The sequence below is a fragment of the Hydrogenophaga sp. genome, assembly GCF_031426985.1.
Lineage (GTDB): Bacteria > Pseudomonadota > Gammaproteobacteria > Burkholderiales > Burkholderiaceae_C > Hydrogenophaga.
Genome location: NZ_JASJOY010000155.1, coordinates 1 through 17,252 on the forward strand (window position 1 = coordinate 1; position 17,252 = coordinate 17,252).

Below are 17,252 nucleotides of genomic sequence, written 5' to 3' on the forward strand. Positions count from 1 at the left end.
CCACCAAGTTCATGCTGACCGAAGAGGCGCACCACATGTTCGTGGGCGAGTCCGGCGTGGGCCGCGTCATCAGCCGCACCTGCGCGGCCATGAACGAGCTCAAGACCGACGACGTGGGCAAGCTGCGCGCGGCTGGTGTGATCGACCTGCCGACCATCCAGCGCTACATCAACTTCCACTTCTCGGTGACCATCGACCTGTTCGGTGCCGACCAGTCGAGCAACGCCGCCACCTTCTACAGCTCCGGCCTCAAGGGCCGCTACGAAGAAGGCAAGCGCACCGATGACCACGTGCTCAAGGGCAACAGCTACAAGATCCTGGCCGTGGAAGAGGGCAAGCTGATCGAGAAAGAAGTGCCCATGCTCAACGCGCTCAACGAAGTGCTGCGCGACGACTACATCACCGATTCCAAGGGCGGCGTAGATCGCTGGAACCGCATCATCGAAAAGGCCGGCATCGACTTCCGCCTGACCGTGCCGCACAAGGCCTTCCACCGCAGCATCGGCACCCTGGCCGGCGTCAAGGTCAGCCCGGACGGCCGCGTGGTGACCGATCACGAATGGAACCAGCGCGTGGAAGAGTGGCTGCCCAGCGACACCGACCGCGCCTATGTCGGCTCGCTGATGGGCCGCGTGACCGAAGCCGGCAAGTTCGCCAACTGGATCGCGCCGCCGGTGATGGGCATCAACCGCCAGCCAGTCGATTTCGACTATGTGAGATTCAACTGACCCACCAGCACGCGGCCTGGGCTCCAACGCTCGCGAGCCTGCGAGCGTGAGCCCGGGTGGCTGGCGCAGTGAGGTAAAGGAGGAGCCGGCCGCAGGCCGGCGGGGGACACGAACGGAGTCGGTCGCCCCAGCCCATGCGGCGCCGCAACGGAGTCACAAGATGCACAAACGGCATCCGCCACGAAGTCACCACAAGCCAGACAATAGAGTGTCAAGACAAGCATCCGGAGACCGAAGATGAACGCCCCCGCCGCAGCCGCCGTCATCAAGCAGCACCTGATCGACCCCGAGATCTGCATCCGCTGCAACACCTGCGAATCGATCTGCCCGGTGCAGGCCATCACGCACGACTCGCGCAACTACGTGGTCGACGTCAGCAAGTGCAACTGGTGCAACGACTGCATCTCGCCCTGCCCGACGGGCTCCATCGACAACTACCGCCGCATGCCCCGCATGAAGGCGTACACGCTCGAAGAACAGCTGGGCTGGGACGAACTGCCGGTCGAACTCTCGGGCGCACAAATCGCCGCGCTGGCCGGGGATGCGGGCGATGCCCCCGCCGCCGGGCCGGATGTCGTTGAAGCCGAAGCCGAAGCACCGGAAGCAGACCCCAGCGGCCAGACCGCGTTCAACTCCGCGCAGTACGGCGCGACGATCCCGCCCTGGAGCGCGGCCCACGCCTACACCAACCTCTACGGCCCCAAGGCCGCCGAAAAAACGGTGACCGCCACCGTGGTCGGCAACCTGCGCGTCACCGGCGTCGGCAAGGACTACGACACCCACCACATCGTGCTCGACTTCGGCAGCATGCCCTTCCCCGTGCTCGAAGGCCAGAGCATCGGCATCGTGCCGCCTGGGCTGGACGCCAGCGGCAAGCCGCACCACGCCCGGCAGTACAGCATCGCCAGCCCGCGCAACGGCGAACGCCCCGGCCACAACAACCTCTCGCTGACCATCAAGCGCGTGCTCGAAGACCACTCGGGCCAACCGGTGCGCGGCGTGGGCAGCAACTTCATGTGCGACCTGCAGGTCGGCGACACGGTGCAGGTCATCGGCCCGTTCGGCACCAGCTTCCTGATGCCCAACCACCCCAAGAGCAGCATCGTCATGATCTGCACCGGCACCGGCAGCGCCCCCATGCGCGCCATGACCGAATGGCGTCGCCGCCTGCGCGCCAGCGGCAAGTTCGAGGGCGGCAAGCTCATGCTGTTCTTCGGCGCCCGCACGCAGGAAGAGCTGCCGTATTTCGGCCCGCTGCAAAGCCTGCCCAAAGACTTCATCGACAGCAACTTCACCTTCAGCCGCACGCCCGGCCAGCCCAAGCGTTACGTGCAGGACGCGCTGCGCGAACGCGCCGCCGATCTGGTGCCGCTGCTGCAGGACCCCAACGCCTGCTTCTACGTCTGCGGCCTGAAAGCGATGGAAGAGGGCGTGGTGCTCGCGCTGCGCGACGTCGCCACCCAGGCCGGCCTGGACTGGGACACGGTGGGCGCCGCGCTCAAGCGCGAAGGCCGGCTGCACCTCGAAACCTACTGATCCGCCGGAGCCGACGCAGCCGGCACAAACCTGCACGCGCGTCCCGGGCATGCGCGCGCGTGGCCGCCGGCCCGCGGGGTCGGGTCTACGATGCAGGCATCCCCACGGTCCGATTGTTCCCATGCCCCTTCGCATCGGCATCACCGCCCGCCTGCTGCACGATCCGCCGCCCGGCCTGGGCCTGCCCCTCAAGCGCCTGCAGTTCCTCGAAAGCTCCATGGCCCACTGGATCATGGGGCACCGCGCCATTGCCCTCATGGTGCCCTTCATCGACGAATCGGCGCACCTCTCGCCCAACCGGGTGCTGCTGTCGGACATCGTCGACCTGCTCGACGGCCTGGTGCTGCAGGGCGGGGTGGACATCTGCCCCGAGATGTATGGCGACCAGCTGACCAACCCCGCCTGGGCGGGGGACCCGATCCGCGACCGCTACGAACTCGCCCTGCTGCGCGGCTTCATCGAGGCTGGCAAGCCGGTGCTGGGCGTGTGCCGCGGCGCGCAGCTCATCAACGTGTTCCACGGCGGCACCCTGGTGCAGGACATTCCCAGCCTGTGGCCGGGCGCCGTGACCCACCAGGACACCGAGCACTACGACCGCCTGGTGCACGACGTGACCTTTGAGCCGGGGTCCGGCCTGGCGCGCTGGTACGGCAGCCCCACCGGGCACCGGGTCAACAGCATCCACCACCAGTGCGTGGACCGCCTGGGCGAGGGCCTGGTGGTCGAGGCGCGGTCACCGGCCGACGGCGTGATCGAGGCCATCCGCCGCCCCGGTCCCGGCTTCGTGCTGGGCGTGCAGTGGCACCCGGAGTTCCACCTCACGCCGCAGGAGCGTGCGCGCGGTCTGCTCGACAGCGGGCCCATGATGCAGGCCTTTCTCGACGCGGCGCGCGACCGTTCGGGCCGGCCGCAGCCCGGCGCCGCGTGACCCGTTGCCGCCCGCGGGCATAGGGCTGACACGTACCGACCGGCGCCCGGCCTTGGCGTACAGTGCGGCTTCCTATGCAAGCCTCCACCCCCATTCCCTCCGCCACCGGCCGCCCTGCGCTGCCGGTGGATGTGGTCATGCGCCGCGAGCCCATCACCGGCCCCATGGCGCGCTGGCAGAGCTGGCGCTGGGTGCTGGCCGATGTGCTGCCCGCGGGCGAACCGTTTGAGGTGCCCGTCAGCGCCCCGCAGTCCGTGGCAGCCGCCCCGCAGGAAGTGCAACCGCTGCCCGGCGCGGCGGTGGTCGATGGCGCCAGCTACTGGCTGTTCACCGGCCTGCACATCACGCTGTTCCGCGACGACGCGGAAGGCCTGTTCCTCAACCTCGAAAGCCCCAGCCCCTGCTGCTGGGTCTTCTGGCGCGCCGATGATGAACGGCTGCTCGATGGCGAACCCATGGCCGTGCCGCAGATCGCCACCCTGAGCTACCACGACGCCGGCCGCTGGCTCGACGCGCAGGAAAAGGTCGAGCAGGTGCCTGCGTCGCCCGAGGTGGTGGCGTGGCTGAGCGCCTTTGTGGCCGAGCACCACCACCTCGAACCCAAGCGGCGCCGGCGGCCCGAGAGCTTCAAACCGCTGACCGACCGCTTCGGCCAGCCGGTGCGCATCTCCACTGAAAAAAGATGAGCCACGCCCTGCGCCGAAGGTCCTTCACATGAGCGCGGACAACAGCGACAGCTTCTTCTCGCGCTGGTCGCGTCGCAAGGCGCAGGTGCGCAGCGGTGAGCCGGTGCCCGAACCTGCGCCCCCGGCCGCGGTCGCGGTCGCGGCGGTGCCCGCTGCCGTGGCAAACCCTGAGCCGGTGGCGCCGCTGGCCGATGCGCCTCCCGCCCCACCGCCGCCCACGCTGGACGACACGCAGGCCCTCACGCCCGCGTCCGACTTCAGCCGCTTCGTCGCCAAAGACGTGGCGCCCGAGGTGCGCAACGCCGCCGTCAAGAAGCTGTTCGCCGACCCGCACTTCAACGTGATGGACGGGCTGGACATCTACATCGACGACTACTCGAAACCCAGCCCGCTGTCGGCCGCCGACATGGCGAAGATGGTCAGCGCCCAGTTTTTGAAACTGGTCGACGACCCGGAAGAACAGGCCCGGAAAAAGGCCGCCGCCGCTGCGGCCGCCGAGCCCGCCCCGCAGGCCGGCGCCGCCCCACCCGAAGACACCCGCGCACCAGACGCGGCAGCCCCCACAGAGACCCACGATGACCACGCTGATCTGCAACTGCAACCAGACCATGCCCCTGGACCCCAAGGCCCTGGGCCAGGCGCTGGATGAAGACCTGACGCTGCACACCACGCTGTGCCGGCGCGACGCGCCCGCCTTCCAGAAGGCCACCCGCAACCGCGACGACCTGGTGGTCGCCTGCACGCAGGAAAGCCGTTTGTTCACCGAGCTGTCCGACCAGACCGACGGTGCGGTGGACCTGGACGTGCGACCCATCCGCTTCGTCAACATCCGCGAAACCGGCGGCTGGGGCCGTGAGGCCGCGCAAGCCACGCCCAAGATGGCGGCCCTGCTGGCCGCCGCGCGCCAGCCCGATGCCGAACCGGTGCCCACCGTCACCTACAACAGCGACGGCCGCCTGCTCATCATCGGCCCGCTGGAGCGCGCCGAGGCCATGGCCGCGCTGGTGAACGACGCGCTCGACGTCACCCTGCTCGCCACCGGCGGCAGCGGCCAGCAGGCGCGCCAGTACCCCGTGCTCGCCGGCCAGCTGCAGAGCCTGCGCGGCTGGCTCGGCGCGTTCGACGTGGTGGTGAGCGCCAGCAACCCCATCGACCTCGACCTCTGCACCCGCTGCAACGCCTGCGTGGCCGCCTGCCCCGAAGGCGCCATCGGGCTCGATTACCAGGTGGACCTGTCGCTGTGCAAGTCCCACCGCGCCTGCGTCAAGGCCTGCGAAGCCGTGGGCGCCATCAACTTCCAGCGCGAAACACCGCCACGCGAAGACCGGTTCGACATCGTGCTCGACCTGCGCGACGCGCCCGGCTTCACCCAGCACGCGCTGCCGCAAGGTTATGTGCACCTGCCACCCACGGCCGACGCCATGGCCCAGGTGCGCGCCGTCACCCAGCTGCGCGACCTGGTGGGCGAGTTCGAGAAGCCCCGGTTCTTCACCTACAAACAGAAGCTCTGCGCCCACGGCCGCAACCAGAGCGTGGGCTGCAACGCCTGCGTGGACGTGTGTTCGGCATCGGCCATCAGCAGCGATCTGAAAAAGAATCAGATCGTCGTCAACCCCCACCTCTGCGTGGGCTGCGGCACCTGCACCACCGTCTGCCCCACCGGCGCGCTGAGCTACGCCTACCCCCGCGCCAGCGAGCAGGGCGTCAAGCTGCGCACCCTGCTGGCCACCTACGCCAAAGCCGGCGGCCAGGACGCGGCCCTGCTCCTGCACAGCCAGGAAGCCGGCGCGGCCCTGGTCAACGACCTCGGCCGTCTGGCCCAGCTCGACAAGACCGTGCGCGGCGTGCCCGCCCGCGTCATTCCGCTGCCGCTGTGGCACACCTCGTCCACCGGCATCGACCTCTGGCTCACCGCGTTTGCCTACGGCGCCCGCCAGGTCTGGGTGCTGATGACCGGCGAAGAAGCGCCGCAGTACCACGAAGCCCTGCGCGAGCAGATGGCCGTGGCCGAATCCATCGTGCAGGCCCTGGGCTACAGCGGCCGCCACTTCAAGCTCATCGAAGTGCGCGACGCGCGCGACCTGCCGGCGCTCGACACCGAGCTGGGCGAAGCGCCCGCGCAAGGCGTCACCAAGGCCGCCAGCTTCGCGGTGCAGCCCGAAAAGCGCGCCACGCTCGACCTCGCGCTCGACCACCTGCTGCAAGACAGCGCCAACCGCGCCACCCGCACCAAAGACGCCGCCATCGCGCTGCCCGCGGCCTCGCCCTTCGGCAGCCTCGCCATCAACCGCGACGCCTGCACGCTCTGCCTGAGCTGCGTCAGCGCCTGCCCGGCCAGCGCCCTGCAAGACAACGCCGAACGCCCGCAGCTGCGCTTCATCGAAAAGAACTGCGTGCAGTGCGGCCTGTGCGCCACCACCTGCCCCGAAAACGCCATCACCCTGCAGCCGCGCCTGCTGCTGAGCGACGAACGCCGCCAGCCGCGTGTGCTCAACGAAGCCCAGCCCTACCAGTGCGTGCGATGCAGCAAACCCTTTGGCACGCTCAAGGGCATCGAGGTCATGCTCGCCAAACTCAGCGGCCACGCCATGTTCCAGGGCGAAGCGCTGGAGCGCCTGAAAATGTGCGGCGACTGCCGCGTGGTGGACATCTACACCAACCCGGGCGAGACCCGCATTTCCGATCTGTGAACGATATGAACGAACCGATTCCCGTGTCCTCCGCCCTCGACGAAGAAACCGCCCGCGCCGAGGTCTACGGCCTGCTGGCCGCGCTGTACTACGCGCCGCCCAGTGCCGAACTGCTGGCCCAGCTGCGCGTGGCCGTGACCGAAGCGCCGGCAGCGGGCGGTTTTCTCGAAGAACCCTGGCGCCAGTTCGTCGGCACCGTGCGCACACTCAGCGACGAGCAGGTCGCCAACGAATACGACGCCCTGTTCGGTGGCGTCGGCAAGCCCGAGGTCTACCTGTTCGGTTCGTTCTACCTCAGCGGCTTCCTGAACGAAAAGCCGCTCGCCGCCCTGCGCGGCGACCTGGCCGCCCTGGGCCTGGCGCGCGACGAGACGGTGAACGAAACCGAAGACCACTTCGCCTGCGTCTGCGAAGTCATGCGCTACCTCATCGCCGGCGACGACGTGGAAACCGCCAACCTCACCCAGCAGCAGAAGTTCTTCAGCGCCCACGTGCAGCCCTGGGTGCCCGCCATGTGCGAGGCCATCACCACCCACCCCAAGGCCAAGTTCTACGCCGCGCTGGCGGCGTTCACGGCGGCGTTCGTCAGTGTGGAGACGCAGGGGTTTGATTTGATGGGGTGATGGAAAGGCTGGAATCGGCTTTGACTCCGGCAGTGGCACCGTGAAAAGCTCCTGACGCCATAGCTATTCGACATCGTTCCAGCCCCACTTCGCAACCAACGATGGATCGACGTCGGTCCCAAGAAGAGATTGCGTTCGCAGCAGGTCCACTGCTACTTCGAAGCTTTCAACGGCGGCTCCAAAGATTTCATGTGCCTCCTCAACGAGTGCCCTACTTGATTCAGAGCTAGGGCGCACAGGCCCAATACCTCCGTTTCACCGAGCTCTACTACCACCCAGGTTCTGTAAACGCCGAACTGCTCCCAGGGCTGCGAGTGCGCCTCCTCAAGGAAAAAGCCAATCCGATGTCCCAGAGGACCGTGCCCTTACAAAGCACATCGTGCGGTTCGTGAGCGAATCGGCGTACTTCAAGGAGGTCGCGCCACGACTGCGACGCGAGGCGGTACGGACTGACAAACAACGAACTGCCCCGGTGCAATCGCGAGAGGTGGCGAAAACCAGGCCCTCTGTCGACATGGAGCGCTGAATGGGTCGCCGGTGGTTAGGCCGTGTGCAGGGCACAGTGCTTGCATGGGGTTTCTCGAGTTCCGAATCACTGCGCCCCGGTACGCACATCGCCGATCACAGCTTGGCCCCCCTTATTCACATTGACATGCTGAACGAGGACCCGCTGCTCGCCGCCGGTTTTCAACTTCTGCAGCGTCAGAGTTGCCCCCAGGGACGTCGCCGTCCACTTCGAGGCTAAGGCGGACAACCGAAGTTGGTGTGCCGAGTCTGCCTCGAGGTTGTCCCGGCTGAGCATCGTCATGGCCTGGTTATGAGCGGCGGCGATTTGATGCGACATCATCTTTTCGATGATGCTAGCCGCCGCAGCGACCTCAGCTGAACCCAGGACAAATGCAGTACTGTGTGCTTCACCAAGTCAGGTGGCGCCTCCCACCGCAGAGCGCGTCTCGTGCTGCAAGCTCAGCTACGCTGTTTCAGGTTTTACTCGCTCAGTTGCCTGCCGCGCGGTACACAGCGAGCGCCGCGGCAACCAAGGCTTCGGACGACTCCAGAGCACGCGCAGGCTCGTTGCCAGGCCTCGCGGCGCCGGCCTGGGTGGGGCGTGCGGCGTTGTCAGTGCTGGCCGAGAGTTTCACCACTGTCAGACCGAGACGAGGGTTGATATAAATCTTCTGTCCAAAGCGCCCACTGGCCTCGATGCCGCCATCGCCATCATTGCGATGGAACCAGTAGTTGCGGTAGCCGTAGCCAGGTCGGCCTGCCGCAAAGTTGCCGCGCGCGAAGCGCGCCTGGTTGGCTGCCGGTTGCAGAGCAATGCGCACTGCCTTGGGAGATATCCCGCCGGTCGCTTCCCCGGCTACGCCCCGGCGCACCACCTCGGCAAAGCGCGCCACGTCGCGCAGCGTTGAACTCATCCCGCCGCTGGCCATCTCGGTGCCCTGCAGGTCGATCAGGCTGTACGCATCGTCCTCGGCAAAACGTGACCAAAGTTTCTCCGTCACCAGCTGCGACCAGCGCTTGCCAGTGATGCGCCGCAGGGCCCAGGCCACGGCCTCGGGCGAGCCGTTCTGGTAATACCAGGTGCCATTGTCGGCGTCCGTGGGGGTGGCGTGTACGGTCTTTAAAAAGGCGTAGATGGTGTCCGGCGCGTCGGCCTTACGCGGCACCACGCCCACCGCACCAAACAGGCCTAGGTCAGGGGGCAAGGCCGGCGCGTAGCCGACGGCGACCTCCATGTCGAGGTTCTGCTGCACGGTGGCTTCGCCAAAGGGGTTGCCCGCCAGTTCGGGCACGTACTGTGCCAGGCGCGCTTGCGGGTCAAGCTGGCCTTCCTCCACCAGCATGGCTGCCAGCACGCCGGTGACCGACTTGGTCATCGACGCCCAGATATGCGGCTGCTGGGGCCCGAAGCCGCCAAAGTAGCGCTCGTACACGATGCGGCCCTGGTGCAGGACGATGAAGCCGTCGGTGTGGGACTCGCGCAGGTACTCGTCCAGCTGCACTCTGTTGCCGGCGACATCAAAGCTGACGCCATCAAGACCGTCTCCAGCCGTTCCGGTCAGCGCCAACGGCTGGATGGCATGGCGGATGCCGACGGTGGGCGACATCTCGCGTGAGTGGCTCAGTGCCCAGCGTAGAAAGGGCGGGCGCAGCCCGCTGCCGCGTACCACCTGCTTGTCAGGTGGCGGCGGGAAGCCCTGCATGATTCCGTCCCAGGCCACAGCCTCTTGCGCCAGCAGGCCGCCAGCAGGCAGCGCAAAAGCCATCGCCGCCACGCAGACTCGAACCACACCCCAACCCGCCTTGTTGCCAGTTGAACCTTTCCGCATCTTGTCTCCTATATTTCTTGCGCCTTGAGTCGGCCAGACGGGCCGTCCGGCACCGCTGGACGCCATGGTATTGGGCGGGAGTCATGAGCGTAATCACGTGTTTGGAATAAATACATAACCAACGGGAATGCTGTGCCCGCGCCGACAACCGTGCCTTGTTCCAGTCGGTAGTGCCTCCTTCGCGAAGACTGCGCTAAGGCTACAAGGCGGCGTGATCGCGCTCACCTTGGTCGATCACGCCAGACCTTCCTCAGCCTTGTGACGTGCTTGGGTCACGTCGACAAACGCAAGGCGCAGAAAATCCGCATTGCCCGTTTCAAGGGCTGCAGCGATGTATTCGGTGATGGCCGCGTCATTGGTCATGTATCGGGTAGCGTCGAACGGGACCACAGGGATGGCGTTGTGGGATTGGCTCATGGTGCGACGCGGGCCTTACTCTGCGGTACCAGCCTTACCTGGAGTTCGCAACCCACCGCCTTGGCATAGCGCCTGAGCGTTCCCAGCGACGGCGCGTGTTTGCCCGAGCCTTCGAGGCGGGAGACCGCGCTCTTGGTGGTGCCCATTCGTTCGGCCACAGCGTCCTGGGTCAATCCGGCACGAGTGCGGGCTTTGAGCAGTTGGTCGATGACCTAGTATTCGACAGTCAGGTCGTCATAGGCTTCCTTGAAGCCCTTGCGTTCGCTGGCCTTGGCCAGAATGGCCTTGTGGTCGTGACGAACCGGGGTGTGCTTGAGTTCAGCCATGGTTCAACTCCTTCATGTGCTTGCGAGCCAGTTTCAGCTCTCTGTCCAGGGCCTGCGGGGTCTTCTGGACGAAGGCGTGCACCACCATCACAAGCTTGCCGATCAGAAAGCAGTAGAACGCGCGTCCGATGCCTGTGCGGCCTCGTGGCCGCAGCTCGAAGAGGCCGTCGCCCATTGCACGGGAGTGCGGCAAGCGGAGGTTTGTGCCGTACTCGGCGAGCAGTTCGACCAGGTGCGCATAGTCGGCCGGCACATCGACAGGCCATGCCTCAATCTCGGCCAGAACGCGCGGGTGGAGGTATTCGACTTCGTAAGTTATGCGTTGATGTGAGCGAATTTGCTAACCCGTGCAAGCGCGGTGACGTTTACTGAAACGTTCCTGGCCGTCCATCCCGCGTGTTCACCGCCTCCGGCGCCTGCGGCTCCGTCAGCAGCCGCACGCTGAACACCGCGCCGCTCTGACCATCCTCGCGGTTCCCAGCGCCGATGCCGCCGCCGTAACGTTCCACCAGCCCCAGGCTGATCCACAGGCCCAGGCCGTTGCCGTCATTCTTCGTTGTGAAGAAGGGGCGGAACAGCCGCTCGGCCACGCCGGGTGCGAGGCCCGGCCCTGAGTCCTGCACCTGCAGCAGCGCGCCGCGCGCGCCGTGTTCGTCGGTCCAGTCCTGTGTGGTCAGCTGCAGCGTGCCGCCCTGCGGCATGGCCTGGATGGCGTTGATGAGCAGGTTGATGATGACCTGCTGCAGTTCCTGCCGGTTGAAGCCCACGCCTTGCGTGGCCTGCAGATCGCGCACCACCTCGATGCGGGTCTGCGCCAGCAGGTGGGCCACCAGCACCAGGCAGTCGTGCACGGTCTGGTTGAGGTCCAGCGTTTCCACATAGCCCGCGTATTCGGTGGGCCGCGCGTACTGCAGCAGCTGGGTGACGATCAGGCGCATGCGCTCGACCTGTTCGTCCAGCAGCTTGAGTTCGGCCTTCACCGGCTGGGCGTGGCCGCCCAGCGTGTCGCGGATCAGGTCGAGGTTGCCCTGCATGACCGCGATGGGGTTGTTGATTTCGTGCGCGATGCTGGCGGTGAGCTGGCCGATGGCGGCGAGCTTTTCACTTTTCACCAGCTGCTGCTGCGCCAGTTGCAGCGAGGCGTTGCTGGCCTCCAGCTCGCGCGTGCGCTCGGCCACCTTGTGGTCCAGCTCTTCGCCCCAGCGGCGCAGCGCGGTGGTCTTGTCGTCGATGACGTCCAGCAGCTGATCGAGGTGGCCGGCGAGCGCACCGAGCTCGTCGCGCGCGGGCAACTGGCCCACGCGGGCGTCGGCCTCGCCGTCTTCCACGCGCTGCATGGTGCGGTTCATCTGCTCCACCGGGCGGAAGATGCTGCGCGCCCAGCGCATCGAGAACAGCGCCGACACCGCCATGACGGCCAGGAAGATCAGGCCCATGGCGGCGAGCATGGCGTGGCGCACCCAGCGGAAGGGCGATTCCAGAAAACCCACATAGAGCATGCCCACGCGCTGGCCCTGCGCGTCCAGCAGCGGCTCGTAGGCCGAGACGTACCAGTCGTTGACGACGAAGGCGCGGTCGAGCCAGGTCTGGCCCTGGGTCAGCACGCGTTCGCGCACGGTTTGCGACACGCGGGTGCCGATGGCGCGCTGGTCCTGGAACAGGCGCACGTTGGTGGTGATGCGCACGTCGTCCAGGAACAGGGTGGCCGTGCCTTCGCTGCCGAAGGGCAGGGCGCCTTCGGGGTAAACGATGCGGTTGATGTGGTCGATGAAGTCGAGGTTCTGGTTGAGCAGCAGGCCGCCCACCAGCAGGGCCTGCGGCTGGCCCGCGGCGTTCAGCACCGGCTGCAGGGCCAGCAGCACCAGGGCGCGGTCTTCGACGTTGCGCGCGTCGGGCGCAGCGTTGCGGGTGGCCACCAGCGGGATGTTGAGGCGCGGCAACAGCTGGGGCGCCAGCGCGGCGAGTTCGTCGCGCGAGAGGCGCACGATCTGCGCGGACTTTGCCGGGACCGCTGCCCCGGATTGCAGCAGCGGTGCCATGCCGGCGGGCAGGGTGTTGCCGGCGTCCCCCGGGCGCACCAGCAGCAGAAAGTCCAGCCCCAGTTCCTGCCGGTCGTCGCTCAGTTGCGCGGCCAGGTCGCCACCGTCCATGGCGCGCAGCAGGCGCTGCGAGCGCGCCACCCCGCGCGTGCCGCTGCCCACGACGGCCAGGGTCTGGTCGAAGTGGCCGCGCGCCACGGCCAGGTCGCTGCGCACCTTGGTGATGAGCAGGCGGTCGTAGGTGACGCTGCTCCACACCGCGATGGCCAGCACCAGCAGCGGGAACACCACCAGCAACGGCAGCAGCGCCATGGCCAGCAGCTTGTTGCGCACCGAGGTGGCGAGCCAGCGCGGCGTGGGCAGCTTCATCAGCGGCCGAACTCCTGTGAACCGTGGCCCCACTCGGCCACGCGGCGCTCCAGCGTGCGGCGTGACACGCCCAGCAGCTCGGCCGCGCGCGTCTTGTCGCCCTGCACCGAGTCGAGCACGCTGAGGATGTGCTGCTTCTCCAGGGTCGCCAGGTCCAGGGTGCTGGCGCTGGAGGGCTGCGGCGCGCGCGGCGCTTCACCAGGGTAGAGCGCGGACACGTTGAGCGAGCCGAGGATGAGCGAGCGCTCGATCAGGTTGCGCAGCTCGCGCACATTGCCGGGCCAGTTGTACTGGGCCAGGTAATCCATTTCCTGCGCACTGATCTGCAGCGGCGCCACGCCCAGCGCCGGCGCCAGTTGCTCCATGAAATGCTGCACCAGGGCCGGGATGTCGGCCTTGTGCTCGCGCAGCGGGGGCAGGGCCAGTTCCACCACCTGCAGGCGGAAGTACAGGTCTTTGCGGAAGCGGCCGGCGGCCACCTCGTCGGCCAGGCGGCGGTTGCTGGCGGCCATGATGCGCAGGTTCAGCGGCACCAGCTGTTCGCTGCCCACGGGGCGGATGCTCAGGTCTTCAATCGCGCGCAGCAGCGCGGCCTGGATGGGCTGCGGCAACTCGGCCACCTCGTCCAGGAACAGGGTGCCGCCCTGGGCGTAATGGAACAGGCCTTCGCGGGCGCGCGTGGCGCCGGTGAAGGCGCCGCGCGCGTGGCCGAAGAGCTCGCTCTCGATCAGCTCGGGCGACACGGCGGCGCAGTTGACCGGCACGAAGGGGCCTGCGCTGCGCGCGCTCAGGGCGTGCAGTTCGCGCGCCACCAGCTCTTTGCCGGTGCCCGACTCGCCCTGCAGCAGCACCGTGCTGTCCACCGCCGCGACGCGTGTGACCGAGGCGCGCAGCGCGGCCAGCGCGGGCGAGTCGCCCACCAAGGCGGAATGCTGCCGGCGCGTGCCGGTCACGGCGCGGCGCAGCACATAGTTCTCGCGCCGCAGGCGGGCGCGTTCGTGGCACTGCTTGACGGCGTTGAGGATCTGCGGGACGCGAAAGGGCTTGAGGATGAAGTCCGACGCGCCGGCGCGCAGGGCTTCGATGGCGGTGTCCAGGTCGGCGAAGGCGGTGATCAGGATGACCTCGCCGGTGTAGCCCTGTTCGCGCAGTTCCTTGAGCCAGGCCACGCCGTTCTGGCCGGGCAGCGAGATGTCGAGGATGACCAGGTCGGCGTGGTGGCCGCGCAGCCACTCGGCGCCTTCTTCGGCGCTGCCGGCGCTCATGACGAAGTGGCAGCGCGGGGCCAGGGTCTTGACCAGGAAGTTGAGCATGCCCTGCTCGTCGTCCACGATCAGGATGGACCAGTCGGGCCAGCCTTCGAGGCTGGGGGCAGGGGCGGCGTTGAAAAAGGGGGTTTCCACCCGGCGCGATTCTACGGATGAAGCCGAGTGAATCGCTAGGGTAATGGCGGCTTTGCGACGGTGCGGCCGCCCCGGTGGTTGGCAGACCGGTGCGACAAATTGTCGCGAGCGCCCGCGACAAGCTGACGCGCCGCCACGGCACGCCCGCGGGTGCTCGGTGCTCGCCCTGCGATAGCATGGGGTGCGGGTGTCCGGGTTGCCGCTTGGGTGAACATGGCACGGTTCTGGCTATCGCGTGCGGCCCGCACCGGCCCGCCGTGCCGCGGTCATGCCCCCTTGGCGGCGGGCCGGCGGGTCACGGCCGCGGCACAGGGGGAACGTGCTTGTCAGTCCCCTGAAGCACGGCTAGATTCGGAGCGATTCCACTTATGCAAAAAGTCCGCAGGTGCAGATGAAGCAGGCGCCGCTGACCGTGTTCAACCAGGAGACATGCACATGAGCAAGCCCCCTCGCCAGGAGCAACCCGCCCTGCGCCGCCGCAGCCTGTTTGCGGGCGCCGGCGTCGTCGGCGCGGCCGCCGCAGCCACCGCGCTGCTGCCCTCGGTCCGGCCCGAAGCCCCCGTGGCCCAGGAACCCAAGCCCGCGCCCACGCGCGGTGGCGGCTACAGCCTGAGCGAGCACGTCCAGCAGTACTACAAGACCACCCGGATCTGATCCCGAGGAGCCCCACGATGTTGCTCACCAAAAAATCCACCGGCGCGGCCCCGGCCGGCCGAGGCCATTCGGCCCTCGTGCACAACCTGCAGCGGGGCCTGTCGGCCGCGCTGCCCACCATGGACCGCCGGTCCTTCCTGCGCCGCTCGGGCCTGGGTGTGGGCGTTGGCATCGCCGCGTCGCAGCTGACCCTGGTCAAGAAGGCCCAGGCCGCCACGGGCGGCTCCACCGACGGCAGCGGCAAGATTGAAGTCAAGCGCACGGTGTGCACCCACTGCTCGGTGGGCTGCGCGACCGACGCCATCGTCGAGAACGGCGTCTGGGTGCGCCAGGAGGCGGTCTTCGACTCGCCCATCAACCTGGGCGCGCACTGCGCCAAGGGCGCGGCCCTGCGCGAACACGGCCACGGCGAGTACCGCCTGCGCTACCCGATGAAGCTGGTCAACGGCAAGTACCAGAAGATCAGCTGGGACCAGGCGCTGGACGAAATCACCGCCAAGATGAAGGCGCTGAAAGAAGCCAGCGGGCCGGACTCGGTCTACTTCGTCGGCTCGTCCAAGCACAACAACGAACAGTCGTACCTGCTGCGCAAGTTCGTCAGCTTCTGGGGCAGCAACAACTGCGACCACCAGGCGCGCATCTGCCACTCCACCACCGTGGCCGGCGTTGCGAACACCTGGGGTTACGGTGCGATGACCAACTCGTACAACGACATGCAGAACAGCAAGTGCGCGTTGTACATCGGCTCGAACGCGGCCGAGGCGCACCCGGTGTCGATGCTGCACATGCTGCACGCCAAGGAGAGCGGCTGCAAGATGATCGTGGTGGACCCGCGCTTCACCCGCACGGCCGCCAAGGCCGACGAGTACGTGCGCATCCGCTCGGGCACCGACATTCCCTTCCTGTTCGGCCTGCTGCACCACATCTTCAAGAACGGCTGGGAAGACAAGCAGTACATCAACGACCGCGTCTTCGGCATGGACAAGGTGCGCGAAGAGGTGATGACCAAGTGGACACCTGCCGCGGTCGAAGAAGCCTGTGGCGTCAAGGAAGAGCAGATGGCCAAGGTGGCCAAGATGCTGGCCGAGGCCAAGCCCGCCACCATCGTCTGGTGCATGGGCCAGACCCAGCACAGCATCGGCAACGCCATGGTGCGCGCCTCCTGCATCCTGCAGCTGGCGCTGGGCAACGTGGGCAAGAGCGGCGGCGGCACCAACATCTTCCGTGGCCACGACAACGTGCAGGGCGCGACCGACGTCGGCCCCAACCCCGATTCGCTGCCCGGCTACTACGGCCTGGCCGTCGGCTCGTGGAAGCACTTCGCCAACGTGTGGGGCGTGGAGTACGACTGGATCAAGAAACAGTACGCCGAGGGCATGATGGAGAAGCCCGGCATCACCGTCTCGCGCTGGATCGACGGGGTGCTGGAAAAGAACGAGCTGATCGACCAGACCTCGAACATCCGCGGCATGTTCTTCTGGGGCCACGCGCCCAACTCGCAGACCCGTGGTCTGGAGATGAAGCGCGCCATGGACAAGCTGGACCTGCTGGTGGTGGTGGACCCGTACCCCTCGGCCACGGCGGCCATGGCCGCCATGCCGGGCAAGCCCGAGGACCTCAACCCCGACCGCGCGGTCTACCTGCTGCCGGCGGCCACGCAGTTCGAGACCAGCGGTTCCTGCACCGCGTCGAACCGCTCGCTCCAGTGGCGTGAGAAGGTCATCGAGCCGCTGTGGGAGAGCCGCAGCGACCACATGATCATGTACCAGTTCGCGCAGAAGCTGGGCTTCGACAAGGAACTGGTCAAGAACTACAAGCTGCAGCAGGTCAAGGGCATGGACGAGCCCGTGATCGAGGACATCCTGCGCGAGATCAACCGCAGCGTCTGGACCATCGGCTACACCGGCCAGAGCCCCGAACGCCTGAAGGCCCACATGCGCAACATGGGCGCCTTCGACGTCAAGACGCTCAAGTGCAAGGGCAAGGTGGTGGACAAGGAGACCGGCTACGACATGTCCGGTGACTACTTCGGCCTGCCCTGGCCCTGCTACGGCACGCCCGAGATCAAGCACCCCGGTTCGCCCAACCTCTACGACACGTCCAAGCACGTCATGGAAGGCGGCGGCAACTTCCGCGCCAACTTCGGCGTGGAAAAAGACGGCGTGAGCCTGCTGGCCGAAGATGGCTCGCATTCGCTGGGTGCCGAGATCACCACCGGCTACCCCGAGTTCGATCACATTCTGCTCAAGAAGCTGGGCTGGTGGGACGACCTGAGCGACGCCGAGAAGGCCAAGGCCGAGGGCAAGAACTGGAAGACCGACCCGACGGGCGCGATCATCCGCGTGGCCATGGCGCACGGCTGCCACCCGTTCGGCAACGCCAAGGCGCGCGCGGTGGTCTGGAACTTCCCCGACGCCGTGCCGCAGCACCGCGAGCCGATCTACGGCATCCGCCCGGACATGGTGGCCAAGTACCCCAGCCACGACGACCAGAAGAACCGCTGGCGCCTGCCGGTGC

15 protein-coding genes and 1 pseudogene are annotated in these 17,252 nt (G+C 67.2%); 9 read left to right on the plus strand and 7 right to left on the minus strand.

Annotated features, from left to right (window positions below):
- From RMP09_RS17105 to RMP09_RS17135, 7 genes and pseudogenes are all read left to right on the plus strand, one after another.
- Nucleotides 1–728 (plus strand): annotated as a pseudogene (locus RMP09_RS17105) (benzoyl-CoA 2,3-epoxidase subunit BoxB); the annotation flags it as partial.
- Between the two features lie 237 nt (nt 729–965).
- Nucleotides 966–2,264, plus strand: coding sequence for a benzoyl-CoA 2,3-epoxidase subunit BoxA (gene boxA, locus RMP09_RS17110; RefSeq protein ID WP_310567188.1), 1,299 nt, complete (start codon nt 966–968; stop codon nt 2,262–2,264).
- A gap of 121 nt (nt 2,265–2,385) precedes the next feature.
- The gene (locus tag RMP09_RS17115) at nt 2,386–3,192 is read left to right on the plus strand and encodes a gamma-glutamyl-gamma-aminobutyrate hydrolase family protein (RefSeq protein WP_310567189.1); all 807 of its coding nucleotides are present in this window, start codon (nt 2,386–2,388) and stop codon (nt 3,190–3,192) included.
- Nucleotides 3,193–3,266: 74 nt separating this feature from the next.
- Complete coding sequence (locus RMP09_RS17120) at nt 3,267–3,878, plus strand: DUF3305 domain-containing protein (RefSeq protein ID WP_310567190.1); 612 nt, start codon at nt 3,267–3,269, stop codon at nt 3,876–3,878.
- A 28-nt stretch (nt 3,879–3,906) separates the two neighbouring features.
- A complete protein-coding gene (locus RMP09_RS17125) occupies nt 3,907–4,527 on the plus strand; it encodes a DUF3306 domain-containing protein (protein ID WP_310567191.1) in 621 nt (206 codons plus the stop codon).
- Nucleotides 4,454–6,568: a 4Fe-4S binding protein gene (locus RMP09_RS17130; RefSeq protein WP_310567192.1), complete on the plus strand. Its 2,115-nt coding sequence runs from the start codon at nt 4,454–4,456 to the stop codon at nt 6,566–6,568. The genes RMP09_RS17125 and RMP09_RS17130 overlap by 74 nt, the downstream gene beginning before the upstream one ends.
- Nucleotides 6,569–6,573: 5 nt before the next feature.
- Nucleotides 6,574–7,191, plus strand: a complete 618-nt coding sequence (locus RMP09_RS17135) for a molecular chaperone TorD family protein (protein WP_310567193.1) — start codon at nt 6,574–6,576, stop codon at nt 7,189–7,191.
- 592 nt (nt 7,192–7,783) lie between these two features.
- On the opposite strand, the gene RMP09_RS17140 is transcribed toward RMP09_RS17135, so the two are convergent.
- The 7 genes from RMP09_RS17140 to RMP09_RS17170 all read right to left on the minus strand — a co-directional run bounded on the left by RMP09_RS17140 (nt 7,784) and on the right by RMP09_RS17170 (nt 14,081).
- On the minus strand, nt 7,784–8,038 hold the full coding sequence (locus RMP09_RS17140; protein ID WP_310567194.1) for a hypothetical protein: 255 nt from the start codon (nt 8,036–8,038) through the stop codon (nt 7,784–7,786).
- Nucleotides 8,039–8,186: 148 nt separating this feature from the next.
- A complete protein-coding gene (locus RMP09_RS17145; RefSeq protein WP_310567195.1) occupies nt 8,187–9,527 on the minus strand; it encodes a serine hydrolase domain-containing protein in 1,341 nt (446 codons plus the stop codon).
- A 234-nt stretch (nt 9,528–9,761) separates the two neighbouring features.
- Nucleotides 9,762–9,944, minus strand: coding sequence for a hypothetical protein (locus tag RMP09_RS17150; protein WP_310567196.1), 183 nt, complete (start codon nt 9,942–9,944; stop codon nt 9,762–9,764).
- Nucleotides 9,941–10,153: a helix-turn-helix transcriptional regulator gene (locus RMP09_RS17155; RefSeq protein ID WP_310567202.1), complete on the minus strand. Its 213-nt coding sequence runs from the start codon at nt 10,151–10,153 to the stop codon at nt 9,941–9,943. The genes RMP09_RS17150 and RMP09_RS17155 overlap by 4 nt, the downstream gene beginning before the upstream one ends.
- 109 nt (nt 10,154–10,262) lie before the next feature.
- Nucleotides 10,263–10,523 carry a type II toxin-antitoxin system RelE/ParE family toxin gene (locus tag RMP09_RS24100; protein WP_409559748.1) on the minus strand — a complete coding sequence of 87 codons (261 nt, stop codon included), beginning with the start codon at nt 10,521–10,523 and terminating at the stop codon, nt 10,263–10,265.
- Between the two features lie 112 nt (nt 10,524–10,635).
- On the minus strand, nt 10,636–12,678 hold the full coding sequence (locus RMP09_RS17165; RefSeq protein WP_310567198.1) for a cache domain-containing protein: 2,043 nt from the start codon (nt 12,676–12,678) through the stop codon (nt 10,636–10,638).
- Nucleotides 12,678–14,081 (minus strand): sigma-54 dependent transcriptional regulator, encoded by a 1,404-nt coding sequence (locus RMP09_RS17170; protein ID WP_310567199.1) that lies wholly within the window; start codon nt 14,079–14,081, stop codon nt 12,678–12,680. The genes RMP09_RS17165 and RMP09_RS17170 overlap by 1 nt, the downstream gene beginning before the upstream one ends.
- 435 nt (nt 14,082–14,516) lie before the next feature.
- On the opposite strand from RMP09_RS17170, the gene RMP09_RS17175 reads away from it, so the two are divergent.
- Nucleotides 14,517–14,735: a formate dehydrogenase gene (locus RMP09_RS17175; RefSeq protein ID WP_310567200.1), complete on the plus strand. Its 219-nt coding sequence runs from the start codon at nt 14,517–14,519 to the stop codon at nt 14,733–14,735.
- A gap of 17 nt (nt 14,736–14,752) precedes the next feature.
- On the plus strand, nt 14,753–17,252 hold a 2,500-nt coding region (locus tag RMP09_RS17180), incomplete at its 3' end, for a molybdopterin-dependent oxidoreductase (protein ID WP_310567201.1).